14 protein-coding genes are annotated in these 16,305 nt (G+C 60.6%); 7 read left to right on the top strand and 7 right to left on the bottom strand.

Annotated features, from left to right (window positions below):
* The first annotated feature begins 17 nt into the window (after positions 1-17).
* From B8783_RS00910 to B8783_RS00895, 4 genes are all read left to right on the top strand, one after another.
* Entirely contained in the window at positions 18-425 is a 408-nt protein-coding gene (locus B8783_RS00910) for a hypothetical protein (RefSeq protein ID WP_084417898.1), read from the top strand.
* A complete protein-coding gene (ppdK, locus tag B8783_RS00905; RefSeq protein WP_084417897.1) occupies positions 418-3,111 on the top strand; it encodes a pyruvate, phosphate dikinase in 2,694 nt (897 codons plus the stop codon). The genes B8783_RS00910 and ppdK overlap by 8 nt, the downstream gene beginning before the upstream one ends.
* Before the next feature lie 367 nt (positions 3,112-3,478).
* The gene (locus B8783_RS00900) at positions 3,479-4,468 is read left to right on the top strand and encodes a cell wall hydrolase (protein WP_084417896.1); all 990 of its coding nucleotides are present in this window, start codon (positions 3,479-3,481) and stop codon (positions 4,466-4,468) included.
* Between the two features lie 9 nt (positions 4,469-4,477).
* Positions 4,478-5,137, top strand: coding sequence for an O-methyltransferase (locus B8783_RS00895; RefSeq protein ID WP_084417895.1), 660 nt, complete (start codon positions 4,478-4,480; stop codon positions 5,135-5,137).
* Here B8783_RS00895 and B8783_RS00890 read toward each other — a convergent pair.
* The 6 genes from B8783_RS00890 to nadA all read right to left on the bottom strand — a co-directional run bounded on the left by B8783_RS00890 (position 5,134) and on the right by nadA (position 10,547).
* Positions 5,134-5,943, bottom strand: coding sequence for an SDR family oxidoreductase (locus tag B8783_RS00890; protein WP_084417894.1), 810 nt, complete (start codon positions 5,941-5,943; stop codon positions 5,134-5,136). The two genes, B8783_RS00895 and B8783_RS00890, sit on opposite strands and share 4 nt — an antisense overlap.
* Before the next feature lie 60 nt (positions 5,944-6,003).
* A complete protein-coding gene (gene nadC / locus B8783_RS00885; protein ID WP_084417893.1) occupies positions 6,004-6,855 on the bottom strand; it encodes a carboxylating nicotinate-nucleotide diphosphorylase in 852 nt (283 codons plus the stop codon).
* Positions 6,855-8,399, bottom strand: coding sequence for an L-aspartate oxidase (locus tag B8783_RS00880; RefSeq protein WP_084417892.1), 1,545 nt, complete (start codon positions 8,397-8,399; stop codon positions 6,855-6,857). Before B8783_RS00880 ends, nadC begins: the two co-directional genes overlap by 1 nt.
* Positions 8,400-8,421: 22 nt before the next feature.
* Positions 8,422-8,868: a hypothetical protein gene (locus tag B8783_RS00875; protein ID WP_139792183.1), complete on the bottom strand. Its 447-nt coding sequence runs from the start codon at positions 8,866-8,868 to the stop codon at positions 8,422-8,424.
* Positions 8,868-9,326 carry a hypothetical protein gene (locus tag B8783_RS00870; protein ID WP_084417890.1) on the bottom strand — a complete coding sequence of 153 codons (459 nt, stop codon included), beginning with the start codon at positions 9,324-9,326 and terminating at the stop codon, positions 8,868-8,870. Before B8783_RS00870 ends, B8783_RS00875 begins: the two co-directional genes overlap by 1 nt.
* Before the next feature lie 72 nt (positions 9,327-9,398).
* Entirely contained in the window at positions 9,399-10,547 is a 1,149-nt protein-coding gene (gene nadA, locus B8783_RS00865; RefSeq protein WP_084417889.1) for a quinolinate synthase NadA, read from the bottom strand.
* A gap of 284 nt (positions 10,548-10,831) precedes the next feature.
* On the opposite strand from nadA, the gene B8783_RS00860 reads away from it, so the two are divergent.
* Positions 10,832-11,194 carry a hypothetical protein gene (locus B8783_RS00860; protein WP_084417888.1) on the top strand — a complete coding sequence of 121 codons (363 nt, stop codon included), beginning with the start codon at positions 10,832-10,834 and terminating at the stop codon, positions 11,192-11,194.
* Positions 11,195-11,201: 7 nt separating this feature from the next.
* Here the strand turns inward: B8783_RS00860 and B8783_RS00855 are convergent, their stop codons facing one another.
* Entirely contained in the window at positions 11,202-13,070 is a 1,869-nt protein-coding gene (locus B8783_RS00855; protein WP_169711665.1) for a DUF885 domain-containing protein, read from the bottom strand.
* A gap of 120 nt (positions 13,071-13,190) precedes the next feature.
* On the opposite strand from B8783_RS00855, the gene B8783_RS00850 reads away from it, so the two are divergent.
* Positions 13,191-14,015: a SapC family protein gene (locus tag B8783_RS00850; protein WP_233355629.1), complete on the top strand. Its 825-nt coding sequence runs from the start codon at positions 13,191-13,193 to the stop codon at positions 14,013-14,015.
* A gap of 154 nt (positions 14,016-14,169) precedes the next feature.
* Entirely contained in the window at positions 14,170-16,290 is a 2,121-nt protein-coding gene (locus B8783_RS00845) for a protein-disulfide reductase DsbD family protein (protein WP_169711664.1), read from the top strand.
* Positions 16,291-16,305: the final 15 nt, after the last annotated feature.

Raw genomic sequence — 16,305 nt, 5'->3', positions numbered from 1 at the left:
CCCTTGGGGGAGCAAGTATGATTGTCATCCTGCTCCTGTTTGGCCTATTGGCCATGTGGATCTGGAGTTTAGTGAACATGCCGTCGAAGCAGGCGCGAGACATTTTTGAAGCGCAAGGCGAGGCCCCTTCACAGATGACCGACCGGGACAAAGCCTATGTCGTCGAGCTTCATAAGCGCTTCGGCACGGCGGATTTCCGCTTCAAGTCCATCAAGGCTCAGACGCTTGATGCAAAGATTGCATCGCGTTTTGGCGTTGCTCAAGCGCCACTGGATGACACAACCGAACTCGGCGTGCGGCTGCCGGCATTGAAAATGCTGGTATCTTTCGAGCCGGGCCGCTATCGCCTCACCGATGACGCTGCGCGGCTGGCACGGACGCTCGCAGCAAGACAGGAAAATCTGGAGAATATGCAACATGGCTGACACTGCTGATCTCAAGGCTAAGGAACAATGGGTGTATTCGTTCGGCGGGGGGACAGCCGACGGCAATACGACCATGAAAAACCTGCTGGGCGGCAAGGGCGCGAACCTCGCCGAGATGGCGCGCCTTGGACTGCCGGTTCCCCCCGGATTTACCCTGACCACCGCCGTCTGCACGGCCTATTACGACCTTGGTGAAAAGTATCCGGGCGGCCTGGAAGCGCAGGTTGATGAGGCGCTGAAGGCGGTTGAAGCCGAAACCGGCAAAACGTTCGGTGATGCTGACAATCCGCTTCTGGTGTCGGTGCGCTCGGGCGCACGCGCCTCGATGCCGGGCATGATGGACACCGTCCTGAACCTCGGTCTCTCGGAAGTCACGGTTGCAGGCCTCGCCAAGAAAGCCGGTGAGCGCTTTGCCTATGACAGCTATCGCCGCTTCATCCAGATGTATTGCAATGTGGTGCTCGGCCTGAAGCATGACACGTTCGAGCACATCCTCGACGACTACAAAGAGCGCCAGGACTACAGCCTCGACACCGAGATGACGGCTGAAGATTGGAAAGAGATCATCGTTCGCTACAAGGCAGCCGTTGAGAAACAGCTCGGCAAGCCTTTCCCGGATGATCCGCGCGAACAGCTCTGGGGCGCCATCGGGGCGGTGTTCGGCTCCTGGATGAATGACCGCGCGATCCTCTATCGCAAGCTCAACGACATTCCGGCGGCATGGGGCACGGCTGTGAACGTGCAGTCCATGGTGTTCGGCAATATGGGCGATACCTCGGCGACCGGCGTTGCGTTCACGCGCGATCCGTCGACCGGCGAAAAAGTGTTCTACGGTGAATTCCTGGTCAATGCGCAGGGCGAAGACGTTGTCGCCGGCATCCGCACGCCAGCGCCGATCTCCCGCTCCCGCGCCGAAGCTCTGTCTTCTGATGAGTTGCCGCTCGAAGAAGCCATGCCAGCGGTCTACAAAGAGCTGGTGGCGGTCGCTGAGAAGCTGGAAAGCCACTATCGCGACATGCAGGACATCGAGTTCACGGTCGAAGACAACAAGCTCTACATGCTGCAGACCCGGAACGGGAAACGCACCGCAGCTGCCGCGCTCAAGATCGCCGTCGATATGGCGCGCGAGAAGCTGATCAATGAGGAAGAGGCGGTCCTTCGCCTCATGCCGGGCCAGCTCGACCAGTTGCTGCACCCGACGATTTCTCCAGATGCGGCACGCGACGTCATCGTCAAAGGCCTGCCAGCCAGCCCCGGCGCTGCCGTTGGCAAGGTCGTGTTTGACAGCGATGAAGCCGCGGCGCTCGCCGAAAAGGGCGAAGACGTCATCCTGATGCGCGTCGAGACCAGCCCCGAGGATATTCACGGCATGCACGCGGCTCGCGCTATCGTCACGGCGCGCGGCGGGATGACCTCGCACGCAGCGGTCGTTGCGCGCGGCATGGGCCGGCCTTGCGTCTGCGGCGCGGGCGGTCTGCAGATCGATGTGAAGAATGGCGTGTTCCGGGCGAATGGCCGGGAATTCAAGAAAGGCGACGTCGTCACGATTGACGGAGCCGAAGGCGAAGTCCTGATCGGTGCAATCGACATGGTCCAGCCGGATCTCTCCGGTGATTTCGGTCATCTGATGGAGTGGGCTGACAAGGTCCGCCGCCTCAAGGTGCGCACCAATGCCGAAACGCCGCACGATGTTGAAACCGCGAAGAAATTTGGCGCGGAAGGCATCGGCCTTTGCCGCACCGAACACATGTTCTTCGATGCTGAACGTATCCCGGTCGTCCGCTCGATGATCCTGGCCAATGACAAGGCGGGCCGCGAAGCCGCGCTGTCCAAACTTCTGCCAATGCAGCGCAGCGATTTCGCTGAGATTTTCCGCATCATGGAAGATCGCCCGTGCACGATCCGCCTGCTGGATCCGCCGCTGCACGAATTCCTGCCGCATTCGGAAGAAGAGATGGCGGAAGTTGCCAAATCGGCCGGTGTCAGCGTCGAGGTGCTGAAGCGCCAGGCAGACGACCTGCATGAGAGCAACCCGATGCTCGGCCACCGCGGCTGCCGCCTCGGCATCACCTATCCGGAAATCTACGAGATGCAGGCCCGTGCGATCTTTGAAGCGGCCGTGCAGGTCGCCAAGGAAACCGGCTACAAGCCGATCCCTGAGGTGATGATCCCGCTCGTTGCGACGCAGAAAGAGCTCGACATCCTCAAAGCCAAGGTCGACGCGACCGCCAAGGCTGTCTTCGAGGAGACGGGCACAGAGCTCAACTATCTCGTCGGCACGATGATTGAGCTGCCACGCGCCGCGCTACAGGCTGGCAATATCGCAAAGTCCGCTGCGTTCTTCTCATTCGGCACGAATGACCTGACGCAGACGACGCTGGGCATTTCGCGCGATGATGCGACACGTTTCCTCAAGGCGTATGAAGAGCAGGGCATCTATGAGAAAGACCCGTTCGTCACGCTGGACCAGGAAGGCGTGGGTGAACTTGTGAAGATCGCCGCTGAGCGGGGGCGCGCAACGCGTCCTGACATCAAGCTCGGCATCTGTGGTGAGCATGGCGGCGACCCGGCCTCGGTAATGTTCTGCGACGCGCTGGGGCTCGACTATGTCTCTTGTTCGCCTTACCGCGTGCCGATTGCCCGGCTCGCTGCGGCCCATGCCGTGCTTCAGAAGCCGGAGAGCTAAAACCGGCGATTCATGGCTGAATAAGCCAGGTGAGGCGTGAAATCAGAAGACGGGCAGTGTTGCGCCAGGGCAACACTGCTATTGGTGCTACGGCACGCAGAAGCCTAGGTCGTTAACGCCTTTATACCTGATTTACCTTCATTTTTTTGATTTTCAGGTGATTCTGCAGAACTGGTTCAGGCCGGTATGGTTCCCGTCCTAACGGAAATGTAAGTCTTCAGTACGACCTTATCGTTGATATGTCCGGCTCGTGTCTAATATCGATACCGGTAGCAAAACCGGAATTTACGGCGCAGCGGACTTTGGGCAGACGAGCCGAATTGATCGCTGTGCCCGTTGGAGTGCCGGTGAAAGAGGGGGACAGAATATGTCAACCAAGACCAAAAATCAGACCCCGCGTATCTTCGCGGAGAAGTCTCTGAAGAATCGGGTCGGCCGTTGGTGGCTGGCGAAATCCGATTCAGAGCAGCGCGCCGTGGTGTCGCGCTCCATGCTTGTGTCCACATTCGCGCTGGGCCTCAGCTTTGCGCTGCCTGCCATTTCGTCCGCAAACACGCAGAAAGAGGCCGAAGCCGATTTCCGTGAGCAGACCATTCGCTTTGCCGAGACCCAGGATGGCGGCGACGCTGTGCGGGCCGATCCGCTAGCCCCGGCCGTCATGAAGCATGAGTGGATGCGCAACGTCGAATATTCGCTCGAGCGTGATCCGGAATCTGCCATGACGCGTTATGGCGGCCTTGAGCGCGACGCAGCTGTTCTGGCTGGCATGAAGAGCTTTGATCCTGCGCACCTCAAGCGCGCCGAAGAGATGAGCCACCAGATGAAATGTCTGGCGGAGGCGGTCTATTACGAGGCGCGCAGCGAGTCCAAGCCTGGCCAGATCGCTGTGGCAGAAGTCATCATGAACCGTGTTCGCGATCATCGTTACCCGAACAGCGCCTGCGGTGTTGTCTATCAGGGCGCGACGCGGACGACGGGTTGTCAGTTCACCTTCACCTGTGATGGTGCGCTTTCACGCGCCCCTCGCGGCAAAAGATGGGAAGATGCCAAAACGATTGCCGCTCATGTCTTTCTCGATCTTGATGAGCCGCGCACCGATGGCGCGACCCATTACCACGCGACCTATGTGAACCCGGTCTGGAATTCAGGTCTGGTGAGAACGTCGAAGATCGGGACGCATGTTTTCTATCGCTTCCCACGTGGAGCGGAGTGGGCGAGCGCCCGCGCTGCCCAGAAGTCGCGTCTTGCCAAAGCAGAGACCGGTGGTGGGGTCGATAGTTCGATCATGACCATCACGTCCGAGCAGACCGAAGACCTCAATGCAAAATCGCTGAGTGTGATCAGCCCGGCTCCATAAGGACCTTTCATGTCCGCAGAACACCTGTTCGAAGACGTCGATACCTACATTAACAGTCTTTTTGTGCAGGCCGATCCTGTCCTTGAGAGGGCGATAGAGCGCGCCTCCAAGGCTGGTCTGCCGGACATTCAGGTCTCGCCCGGCCAGGGCAAGCTGATTTACCTGCTGGCCAAGATGATTGGCGCCAGGCGCGTTCTCGAAGTCGGCACGCTGGGCGGCTATTCGACTGTCTGGCTGGGCCGTGCGATCCCGGAGGGCGGCGAACTCATCACCATCGAGCTCGACCCGGCACATGCCGCTGTGGCGCGAGAGACGCTGAAGGATGCTGGCCTCGCCGATCGCTGTGAGGTGGTTGAGGGTAAAGGGCTGGACGAAATGCGGGCGCTTGAGCCGTCTTTCGACTTTGTGTTCCTCGACGCCAATAAGGACGGCTACCCGGCCTATCTGAAGCAGGCCATCCGCCTGCTACGGCCCGGCGGCCTGATTGTGGCCGATAATGTCGTGCGCGAAGGCGCTGTTCTGAAACCGTCCAATGTTGATCCGAATGCAATTGGCGCGGCGGCTTTCAACCAGGCGCTGGCCGGTCACCCTGAACTGGAGGCGATTGTGCTCCAGCAGGTCGGCATCAAGGGCCATGACGGCCTCGCCATTGCGCGCGTCAAAGACTAGTCGCGCGGTTCCAGCGTTTTCATCAGCGTCTTTTTAAGGCGGTTCGGCATGAAGCGGGCCGCAAAACGCGTGCGTTCTGCCATCTTGCCGACCATGTAGTGCGTATCCTTGCCGTGGGCGGCGTCCCAGGCGCGCTCGGCGGCCATCTCGACCGGATAGACGTCAGAGCCTGACTCGCGGATCATGTCGCTCATTTTGACGTTGGCACCATCCTGGGCCCCCATGTCGAGGATTGGCGTGTCGATGAACCACGGCATCAGCGATGTGACCCGGATGCCAATATTCGACAATTCGATATCGAGCGCCTCGGTCAGGCCGCGAACCGCAAACTTCGTGGCTGCATAGACGGCGAGCTTCGGCGCGCCAAATACGCCTGCGGTAGAGGCTGTGTTGACGATGCGCGAGCCTTTGGTTTGGCGCAGGAGTGGCAGACCAGCCTGCACACCATTGATGACGCCCTTCACATTGATGTCGACAATCGCATCATTGTCTTCGCCGGAAATCTCTTCAAACCAGCCATGGCGGCCGATCCCGGCATTGTTGAATAACACGTCCATCCGACCATCTGTCGCCTCGCCGAAGTCTTTCATGGCAGCGGCCCAGTCATCGCGGGAGCGCACATCCAGCTTGGCCGAAATGCAGTTCTCCGCGCCGATCTCATCCACGACCTCTTTGAGGCCGGCTTCATTGATGTCGTAGAGACCGACAAACCAGCTGCGGTCGGCAAACAGTTTTGCCGTCGCCTTGCCGATGCCGGATGCGGCGCCTGTAATGAAGATGCTCTTGCGGCCTGACGCTTTGCTCATCGTGCATTCTCTCCCATTTCGCATGACCGTTTGATCGGCATTGCTTCCTGAGAGGCACAGTCAGGGCAGGTCGAGGCCTACGTCAAGGTTTGACGCAGAGTGAGTGAGGGCGCCCACCGAGATATAATCGACCCCGGTTTCTGCGATCCCCTTCACCGTATCGAGATTGACCCCGCCCGAGGCTTCGGCCTTGCAAACGCCGTCAATCATGGAAACGGCTCGGCGCAGCGTCTCATTGTCCATATTATCCAGAAGGACAGCATGCGGCTTCAGTGGCAGCGCTTCCTCGAGCTGGTCAAGATTATCCACCTCGATCTCGATCATACGCAGATGCCCGGCATAGGCGTGCGCGCGCTTCAGCGCTTCGGTGATCGAGCCACAGGCGGCGATGTGGTTGTCCTTGATCAGGATCGCGTCGTCGAGGCCATAGCGGTGCGAGGTGCCACCGCCGCAGCGAACGGCGCGCTTCTCGACCGCGCGATGGCCGGGCGTGGTTTTGCGTGTGCAGACGATGGTCGCGTTCGTATGTGCGATCTCTGCCACGAACCTTGCGGTCAGCGTCGCAACGCCTGAGAGGCGGCCGATGAAGTTCAGCATTGTGCGTTCAGCCATCAGGATGGAGCGCGCTGAGCCAGACAGGGTGGCGATCTTGCTGCCGGGAGAGAGCTCTGCGCCATCGCCGAGGTGCTGGTCGAGCTCTACCGATGCGTCGATCAATTTCAGGGCATAGGCGGCAGCATCCATGCCGGCGAGACGACCGGGCTTGCGCGCAGCGATGTGCGCTTCAATGCGCGTGCCAGGGGCAATCGTGGCGTCTGTGGTGAGGTCTCCGGCGCGGCCAAGATCTTCGGACAGGGCAAGGCGGACAATCGGGTCAAGCAGCAGATCGGGCAGGGCGGGCGGTGCGATCATCAGGCAACCTCCTCAAGGGGTTTCTTGGCATCGCGGCGAATAAAGGTGCGCGCGGCGAGTTCATCAGTTTCGGGGAAATCAGAGCGGAAGTGTCCACCCCGGCTTTCCTTGCGGGCGAGGGCGGCGCTGGCGATCAGGCGCGCGGCATCAAGGGCGCGGGCGGGGCCGTGCTCTTCCTCGGCGCTATCAATGTCGATGAGCAGCGAGGAGAGGCCCGCGCCGTCGCGAATGACACCGCACTTGCTGGCCATGTCGACCCGCAACTGTTGCAGGGCATCGGTTGGCAGATCGGTGGGCACTTCGCCGGAAGCGGCGCCGGGCATGGCATGGTCTGCGTCGCGCAAGCGCTCGGCGATGCGGGCGGCAAAGACGACGGCTTCGAGCAGGGAGTTTGACGCGAGGCGATTGGCGCCATGCGCGCCGGTGGAGGCGCATTCACCGCAGACGGACAGACCTTCAAGCGTGGAGCGACCCCAGGCGTCGGCGACGACACCGCCCATATGATAGTGCGCGGCAGGCGCGACTGGGATGGGCTGGCGGCGGGGGTCAATACCGGCCGCCATACAGGCGCCGAACACGGTTGGGAAGTGCGCCGGGAAATGCTTGCCCACCGCCTTTGAGGCGTCGAGGAAGGCGCCGCGTCCAGCCTTGATTTCGCTGTCGATGGCGCGCGCAACCTCGTCACGCGGGGCAAGCTCTGCCTGCTCATGATAGTCGCTCATGAAGGCGCGGCCTTTGCTGTCGCGCAGGATGGCACCTTCGCCGCGAAGGGCCTCGGTCGCGAGCGGGGCAGGGTCCAGGCCGACATCCATGGCGGTCGGGTGGAACTGGACAAATTCAGGATCAGCGATCAGAGCCCCAGCGCGGTGCGCCATGGCGAGCGCATCGCCGCGTGATTGCGGCGGGTTTGTTGTCACGCGGAATAGTCCGCCTGAGCCGCCAGTGCAGAAAATCGTCTCGCGCGCTGTAAGCGGAGCCAGGCGGCCTTTGCGGTCACGCGTGATGACCCCGGCAATAGAGCCTTTGTCATCCTGCAGGAGGCCAACGGCGAGATAGGGTGACATGAGGCGGATATGGCTCGCCGCATTCACCGCGGTGGTCAGGGCGCCCATGATGGCTTTGCCGGCCAGGTCACCGGCCACGCGGGCGACACGCGGACGCGAATGGGCCGCCTCCAGCGACAATTGCAAAGCGCCTTCAGGCGTGCGGTCAAACGGGACGCCAAGTTCAATGAGGTCGAGGACCCGCGCCGGGCCTTCCTCGGCAATCAGCCGGGCAATGACCGGGTCGACGAGGCCAGCCCCGGCGATCACCGTGTCTTTCGCGTGCGCTTCTGCAGTGTCGAGCGGGTCTAGCGCGGCGGCAAGCCCGCCCTGTGCCCAGGCCGAGGACGCCGCCTCGCCCAGCGGGGCAGGCGCGATCACGGTACACTTATGAGGGGCAAGTCTCAGCGCGAGGAACAGGCCGGCTAAACCCGCGCCCACAATAAGGATATTGCTGTCATCAGCCGGGGCATCGGCCGTTAGCCTTATCGGATCGGGCATCAGGTCGTCTCTCCGGGGAAGATCAGGATATCGCGCCGTTCGCGCGTCGCCATTCAGCCGGAAACTCTTCGCTTCCGAAAAGCTTGCCCGTCATGGTGGAAGGGTCGGTGATCGTGAGGATGAAATTGTCAGGCCGATAATTCACGCTTGGTTCGCCTTCGATGAAGTTCACGATTGTCGACTGAACGATCACGCCTTCTTCGATGATGGACGCAGTGCAAGTCTGTTCGACGACATAGGTTACATTGAGTTCCGGGCAATACTGGCGGGCGGTCAATTCGCAACCAAATTCGGCGGGGTCTTCGGTTGGGGTGAGGCGGGCTGTGCCGTCAAAGTCGCAGACATCCGGCAATTGGGCCTCAAAGTTCCAGAGACCTGCAATGTTCGGCGGCAGCGTCTGGGCGTGCGCGGCTGAAAACACCATCGCCAACCCGGCCAAGCCGATCATTGAGTGTGCAGCTCTCTGCATCAGGAAATGCCTTCTTCAGACCGGATAAATTCTGCCGGGGCCGTAGCGGCTGACACCAGTGAGCCGTACATCCGCTTTGCGCTCTGTATCGTCAACGCAAAATTGTCCGGAACGTAAACAAGGCCTTCTTCCTTGGACTCAAGGAATTGATCAATCTCCGAGCGGATCGAGACCTGATTGCCGAAGCGGCGTGCGGAGCATTTCTGAAGGACAACTGACCGCCCCCACATCGAACAGACCTCTACGGCTGTCAGTTCGCAATCATAGACGCCCTTTTCCGGATTGGGCGTCAGACGCGCTGTGCCAGACATAATGCAGCGGCCTTCGCGATATGGCTTTGTCTGGAAAGTCCAGTTGCCCAGAATATCACCGGAGTCTCGTTGGTCATCTTCCTGCGCCGATGCGGGCAAGCCAGCAAGGCAGAGGGCGGCAAGGCAGGCGGCAACGGCAAGACGCATTTGGCATGGCTCCGATTGGAAAAGACGCGGTTCGCCATCAGCAAACCGCGTCAAAACGGCGACTTCAAGGCATCAGGCCGGAGAAATGACCTCGATGTCCATCGGCTTGAGGCCGGTTTCGAAAGCAAGTGGCTTGTCCGTTTTCGGCAGGGCCAGCATCGCATCGATCGCAGCCTTGGCGCGCACGCGCACATCTTCCTCGATCTCGACCTCGTGTTTCAGCTCGATCAGGCAATCGAGAATGTTCTCCAGCGTGATCCGCTTCATGTGCGGGCAGAGATTACACGGGCGAACGAAGTTCACGCCGGGGTTTTCAGCGGCGACATTGTCGCTCATCGAACACTCGGTCAGAAGGACAACTTTGTTGGGGCTGTTATCCTTGACGTAGTTGGCAAGGGCCGAGGTCGATCCTGCAAAGTCAGCCGCTTCGAGCACGTCTGGCGGACATTCCGGGTGGGCCAGGATGACGACGCCGGGATGGGCGTCACGAAGCTGGTTCACATCATCTGCGCTGAACAGTTCGTGCACCTCACAGGCGCCCGGCCAGGTGATGATGCGAATATCGGTCTGAGCCGCAACATTCTTGGCAAGATACTGGTCCGGCACGAGGATGACGGTGTCGGAATTCCATTCCTTGGCGACCGCTTCAACAACCTGAGCGGCGTTGGAGCTGGTGCACGTAATGTGGCATTCGGCTTTCACGTCTGCCGTTGTGTTCACATAGGTGACGATCGGATAATCCGGATAGCGTTCCTTGATCAGGCGCACATCAGCGCCGGTGATCGAAGAAGCAAGCGAGCAGCCCGCTTCAAGGCTCGGGATCAGCACGGTCTTTTCCGGTGCGAGGATCTTTGACGTCTCGGCCATGAAGTGCACGCCGGCCTGGACGATAATGTCTGCATCGACCTGCGCGGCTTCACGCGCCAATTGCAGGGAGTCGCCACGAAAGTCGCCGACGAGGCTGAAAATGTCCGGCGTCATATAATTGTGCGCGAGAATGACGGCGTTCTTCGCCTTTTTGAGGCGGTTGATCTCTGCCACCAGCGGCGCAATCGCGGGCCACTCCATCGGCGTCACAAAGTCTGACACGAGCGGGTACAGCGCTTCGGTTTCCGCTTTCACCGCGTCGTCATAGACGAGGCCGCGCGCTTCGGCGGCGCTTTTCGCGCGAATTGGGGTTGGGGTCGGACAGCCGGGTCCGGAATCAATAAGTCTGGCCATGTCGCGGTCCTCCACGCTTTTGCTCAATCTGAGCATTATATAAGTACACAGATGCCCGATTTCAAGACTTTCGCGCGGAAAGAGAGGAAATCACCATCGAGCATCACCCCTTATAGGCAGGGTGAGCATAAGCGCGTTTATGGCGGCGGATACGGCTTTGCAAGCAAAATATCAATTTTGTGACGCCCATGGGCGGGGCCTCGCGGTTAAGGTTTCGTTTACCAAAGATCGCTTGCGCCGGTCCAAAAAAGGAATACCTTGGGGCGGAACAAAGGAGGAACATTATGCGCCTGCAAACCGCTTCCAGTTTCGTCGGTCGGTCCGGCAAACCTGTTACCTTCACTCATGAAGACAGCTTGATGGCGTGGACGTCGCGCACCGGCATCGCGCTTCTGGTCGCCAGCGATGCCTATGGATGGCGGGTCGTGCGTATTGTGGACCTGCGCGGGCAGGAGGGGGCGCTGGACGCCGCTTGGGCGATGATGGATGCGCGGCGCTATGGCGCTTCGGCTGTCTTTGTCCGCGATGAAGCTGATGCTGATGTCCGGCAGGCGCTGATTGCTGACCTGGAGGCGGGGCTAAGCCCGGTGCTCAAATCGATGTGTCTGCGCCCAACGGCTGCGCCAGTAAATCTTGCCGCGGCCTGAGCGCTGATCAGTCTTGCAGCAAATTGTCGTACCAGTCCTCGACATCCTTCTCGACCATGGAGAGCGGCCTTGGGCCGCCATCCAGCACGACGGCGTTGAAGGCAGGCGCGTTGAGCTGTCCGCCCAGAACCGCTTCGGCCCGAGCTCGCATTTCCAGTATCCGCCGGCGCCCGGTAAAATAGGAGGCGGCCTGGCCGGGCCAGACAGCATAGCGGGCAACTTCGTCTTCCATCTCCGCACGCGGCAAGCCGGTCGTATTGACGAGGTAGCTGACGGCCCGTTCGTATGACCAGCCCTCAGCGTGAATGCCGGTGTCCACCACAAGCCGCGCCGCCCGGAACAGGATGGACTGAAGATAGCCGATCCGCCCAAGCGGATCGTTGGCATAAAGCCCCGCGCTATCTGCAAGGTCCTCGGCATAGGTGGCCCAGCCTTCGCCAAAGGCGGTGTCCCAGATCATCTGCCGGATCAGCGGCGACCGGGTCTGATTGGCGGCTACCATGCTTTCGACATGATGGCCGGGAACGGCCTCATGATAGGCGAGCGTCGGCAGCGCATAGTCTGACCAGTTCTCGAGCCGGCGCAGATTGATCTCGATCAGAGCCGGGCTGCTGCCATTGGCGGTCGCGCCAACATAGGTCGCGCCATTGAAGGCGGCCTCTTCATAGCTCGGCATCCGTCTGACGAGCACGGTCGCGTCAGGCGCGTTCTTGACGATTTTCGGCAGATTTGCCTGGGCCTTTTTTATCAGGGTGCGAAGCCGGCGCAGGATCTGTCCGCGTCCATCGTCTTCGTCTGTGTAGATCTGCTCGGAGGAGGCCGCCAGCAGTCTGAGGCGCTCCTGCACGGAACCTGCCGTCAGGCCGAGGGCCGCAAACTGGGCATCTATTTCCGCGCGGATATCCGCGACTGCAGCAAGGCCCTCTTCATGCAACGCGTCGGCGCTGACGCCCGGCTGTGTGTAGAAGCCAAGCAATTGAAGATAATAGGCCTCGCCATCAGGAAGAGACGAGAGGCCGGGGTCGGGGCTTGCTTCGGCCTGCAGGTCGCGCACAGCATTTGCAAATTCGACATAGGCCGGGATGACATCCTTGAGCATGAGCCTTGCGGCCGCCTGGCGGTAGGTGTTTGCCGATGGACCTAGCGCCGGGTCGAGCCCGCCGACAACGCTGCCGAATGTCTGGATGAGCGGGTGGGTGCTGACCGGCTGACCAGCAAACTCCCGAAGGCGGGCTTCCAGCGCTTCCAGGACAAAGCGCGGCGGTATGATGCCGCTCGCCGCATCTGACAGAAGGCGGCGCTTTTCATCGCCCAGCGCATCGGGCAGGGCGGCCAGTCGGGCCAGATAGTTTTTCGCGTCTTCATGTGACCTCAGCGGATGGCTGGAGATCAGCATGTCCGGCACATCGACCCAGGCGCCGCTGAGCTGGTCCACGGCATAGGGGCGCGCGATGCCCGGTCCGTACCGGCCAAACCCATAGGCTTCCAGATTCGTTAGCGCCTCATATTGGGCGCGCACGATCTCCAGATGGCGCGCGAGCTGGCTGTCCTGGGGAATGTCCGGCGTGTTGTTCAACCGGTTGAGCAGCTCGATCCGCAACAGGCGCGTGCGCTCAAAACGGGCCTGGGAGCGGTCATCCAGCATGTTCTGAAACGGCTGGCGCATGGTTGATTCGCTGAGGCCGAGCCGTGTGGCGGTCTCTGGCGAGAGGGCCATCTCAGCCCGTGCCGTGTCATCGAAGCTTCGATTGATCTCCCGCACCGTCCGCCGCGCAATCCCGTCCTCATTGACTGGCGGGCCGCACGCAGCCGCCAGTAAAGCCGCCGAAAAGGCAGCCATAGCGAGCGAATGGGAGCGGGATTTCAGTCGATTCATTCCAATCTTCATTCCGGTTGCGCGGTCCGTCGGGCCGGCTGGCAGCCGAATAACTGCTCGGCGGTTGTGAGGTTCTGGCATATCCGGTAAACCGCGCCGGTCAATCAATGGAGTCTTCCCGTGGAAAATTCACAGCAATCACCGACCGCAGCGCTCAGCGGGCAAGTGCTTTTCTATTCAAACCCTCAACCACTGTCTGCTGAAAAGCATGGCGGCCTTGGCCTCAAGAACATCGAGAAGCCATTCGCCTTTCTTGGCAAGGCTCACGCTGTGCCTGTGACGGTCACCGAATTCGCGATTGCGGCAACCTCCTATCCCATCATTTTCGTGGGCGCGGACAAGACACCGATCGCCGCCATGGGCATTCGCCAGGACGAAAACCTTTTCGTTGTCGATGGCAATGTTGATGTCGATTTCTACGTGCCGGCCTTTGCGCGCCGCTATCCATTCGTCTTCGCGAACGATCCGCAGCAGGAACGCATGCTGCTTTGCGTCGATCGTGATGCCCCTATGGTCAGCAACAAGCCAGACATCCCATTCTTCGAAAATGGCGAGCCGACCGAATACACCAACAATGCGATGGCTTTCTGCCAGGAATTCGAGCGTCAGCGCCGCGGAACGAATGACTTTGTCAAAGTGATTGATGAACTCGGACTGTTTGTTGAGCGCTCGGCCAACTACCAGCCACGTGATGCGGAAGGCAATGATACCGGCCCGCCTCAGACGATTGCTCAATACTGGGCCATCGACGAAGACAAGCTGAGAGCCCTGCCAGAAGCCAAGCTGGCTGAACTGGCCCGCAATGGTATTCTCGGCGCCTGTAATGCCCACTCGATGTCGCTGCTGAACTGGTCACGCGTCATCAACCGCGCCATGCGTACGCAAGCGCCAGAGTCTGCCCCGCAGCCACAAGGCGGAGCGGGCGGTCCAGCGCTGCAGAACTAGCGCCTGCAGGTCTGACGAAAAATGAAACAGCTGATCTTTAGAAGGTCAGCTGTTTTTTTTGTGATGTGGGCAGGTGTCCAGCGTAACTTGGTCTTCGCGAATGTGTGTCCATATGTGCCGATGTTCTGATGATGTCGAAGTGCTAAGGATGCCAATGATGATCAAATGCCTCAGCTTCCTCGCAGCGCTTTTGTATCTCGGCACGTCGTTTTTCAGCGCCGTCGCTCAGCCCGTTGATGGCGGACATGCCCGTGTCGAGCTGCTGAGTGAACGTGAGACTGTCACGCCCGGCGAAACGGTCTGGTTCGGCCTCAGCTTCGAGATGGATCCCGAGTGGCACATCTATTGGAAGAATGCCGGGGATGCCGGCATTCCGCCCGCAATGTTCTGGGACGACAACACGTCGGTCGACGAAGCCGCCTTTGGCGAGATCAGCTGGCCGCTGCCTGAACTCATTCCCGTCGTTGAAGGCGAGATCATGGATTATGGCTACAGCGATACGATCGTGCTGCCATTTCCCGTCGAGATCCCGTCGGATGCGACCGAAGCGCTGCGCTTTGGCGGCACGGTCGATTATCTGATCTGCAAGGACATCTGCATTCCTGAAAGCGTTGAGGTGGAGACGTTCGTCAATGTTGGCGAGACGCAGGTGCCAGACATAGACGGCGGCGAACGGATCGCTGCGGCGCTGGCAGACGTGCCGCCCGCTTTTGAGGGCGACGCCGCGCTCAGCCGGTCTGGCGACACCTGGCTGCTCTCTATCGCAGGCGACCAGATTGCTGGATCTGTCGGCCCGGCCCGCTTTTTTCCTGAGACGCACGATATCGTACATGCCGTCGACCAGCCTGCTGAATTCGGCGAGGCTGGATTACAGCTTCAGCTGACACCGGACAGCGATGAGCGCCCGGATCAGCTGGCAGGAATCATTCGCATCGATACCGGCGAAGGTGAACCTGTTGCCTTCAATCTGGCCGCGCAGCCGGGTGAAGCGCTGGCCGGAACAACGGGCACCAAAGGGCCAGATAGCGCGGCCACATCCGGGCAGGCGGGCTCCAGCCTGATCATCCTTCTGGGCGCAGCATTGCTCGGCGGGCTTATCCTGAACCTTATGCCCTGCGTGCTGCCGGTGCTGTCGATCAAGGCAATCGGGATGGTGCAGGCTGCCGCCAGCGGACATCAGGGTGAGCTGCGCAAGCACGGCCTCTGGTATACGGGCGGCGTGCTGATCTCCTTTGCGGCGATTGGCGCCGTCTTCCTGACGCTGAGGGCAGCTGGGCAATTCGTCAGCCTGGGCTTCCAGCTTCAGTATCCAGCTGTCGTGGCAGGCCTCGCCCTTCTGATGGTTATCATCGGCCTCTGGCTGCTCGGCGTTTTCAGTCTCGGCACCTCCGTGCAGAATGTCGGCTCAGGACTGGCGGACAAACGCGGCAGTGTAGGGGCCTTCTTTACAGGTGTACTGGCCGCTGTCGTTGGGGCGCCCTGTGTCGGCCCATTTGTCGGCATTGCCCTCGGCGCCGTGCTGGATGACCCATGGCCGGTCGTCATGGGCGTCTTTCTTATTCTTGGCTTCGGCCTTGCCTTGCCGTTCCTGGTTCTCAGCTTCGTGCCGGGCCTGCATAAGTCCCTGCCAAAGCCCGGCGCCTGGATGGAGCGCCTGAAGCAGGCCTTTGCCTTCCCGATGTTCCTGACGGCGGCCTGGCTGATCACGGTCCTCGGCAACCACCCGGCCGCCGGCGCGACGGCCTTTGGCGCCGTCATTCTGTCCTTTGGCCTCTGGCTGGTGAGCGTGGCAGGCGGCAAACTTCGTGCCCCGGTTCTGGTGATTGGCGGCGTATTGGCGCTGGTCGGTATTGTCTGGCCGGTCATGACTGGACTGGAGGACGCACCCACAAGTCAGACCAGTGAGAGCTATGCCAGCGTGCAGACCGAACCCTGGTCACCCGAGCGCGTCGATGACCTGATCGGTGAGGGCCGCGGCGTCTTCGTCGACTTCACGGCCAGCTGGTGTGCGACCTGTCAGGTCAACAAGCGCAGCACGTTAACCCGCCCGGATGTGCTGGACGCGATGGCGGACGCCAATGTCGCCTTCCTCGTCGCGGACTTCACGCGCAATGATGAAACCATCGCCGCCGAGCTTAAAAAACGTGGAAGCCCCGGCGTACCGATGTATCTTCTTTACGGCCCTGGAGACTCTGATCCGGAAGTCCTGCCGGTCTTGCTCAATCCCGGACTGATGAAACGGAAGCTGGGGGCGCTCGGTGGGGCGGCGCCTTAATAGATCAAGAGGATG

Source organism: Henriciella litoralis, assembly GCF_002088935.1.
Taxonomy (GTDB): Bacteria; Pseudomonadota; Alphaproteobacteria; order Caulobacterales; family Hyphomonadaceae; genus Henriciella; species Henriciella litoralis.
This window is presented reverse-complemented; position numbering and strand designations above follow the sequence as displayed.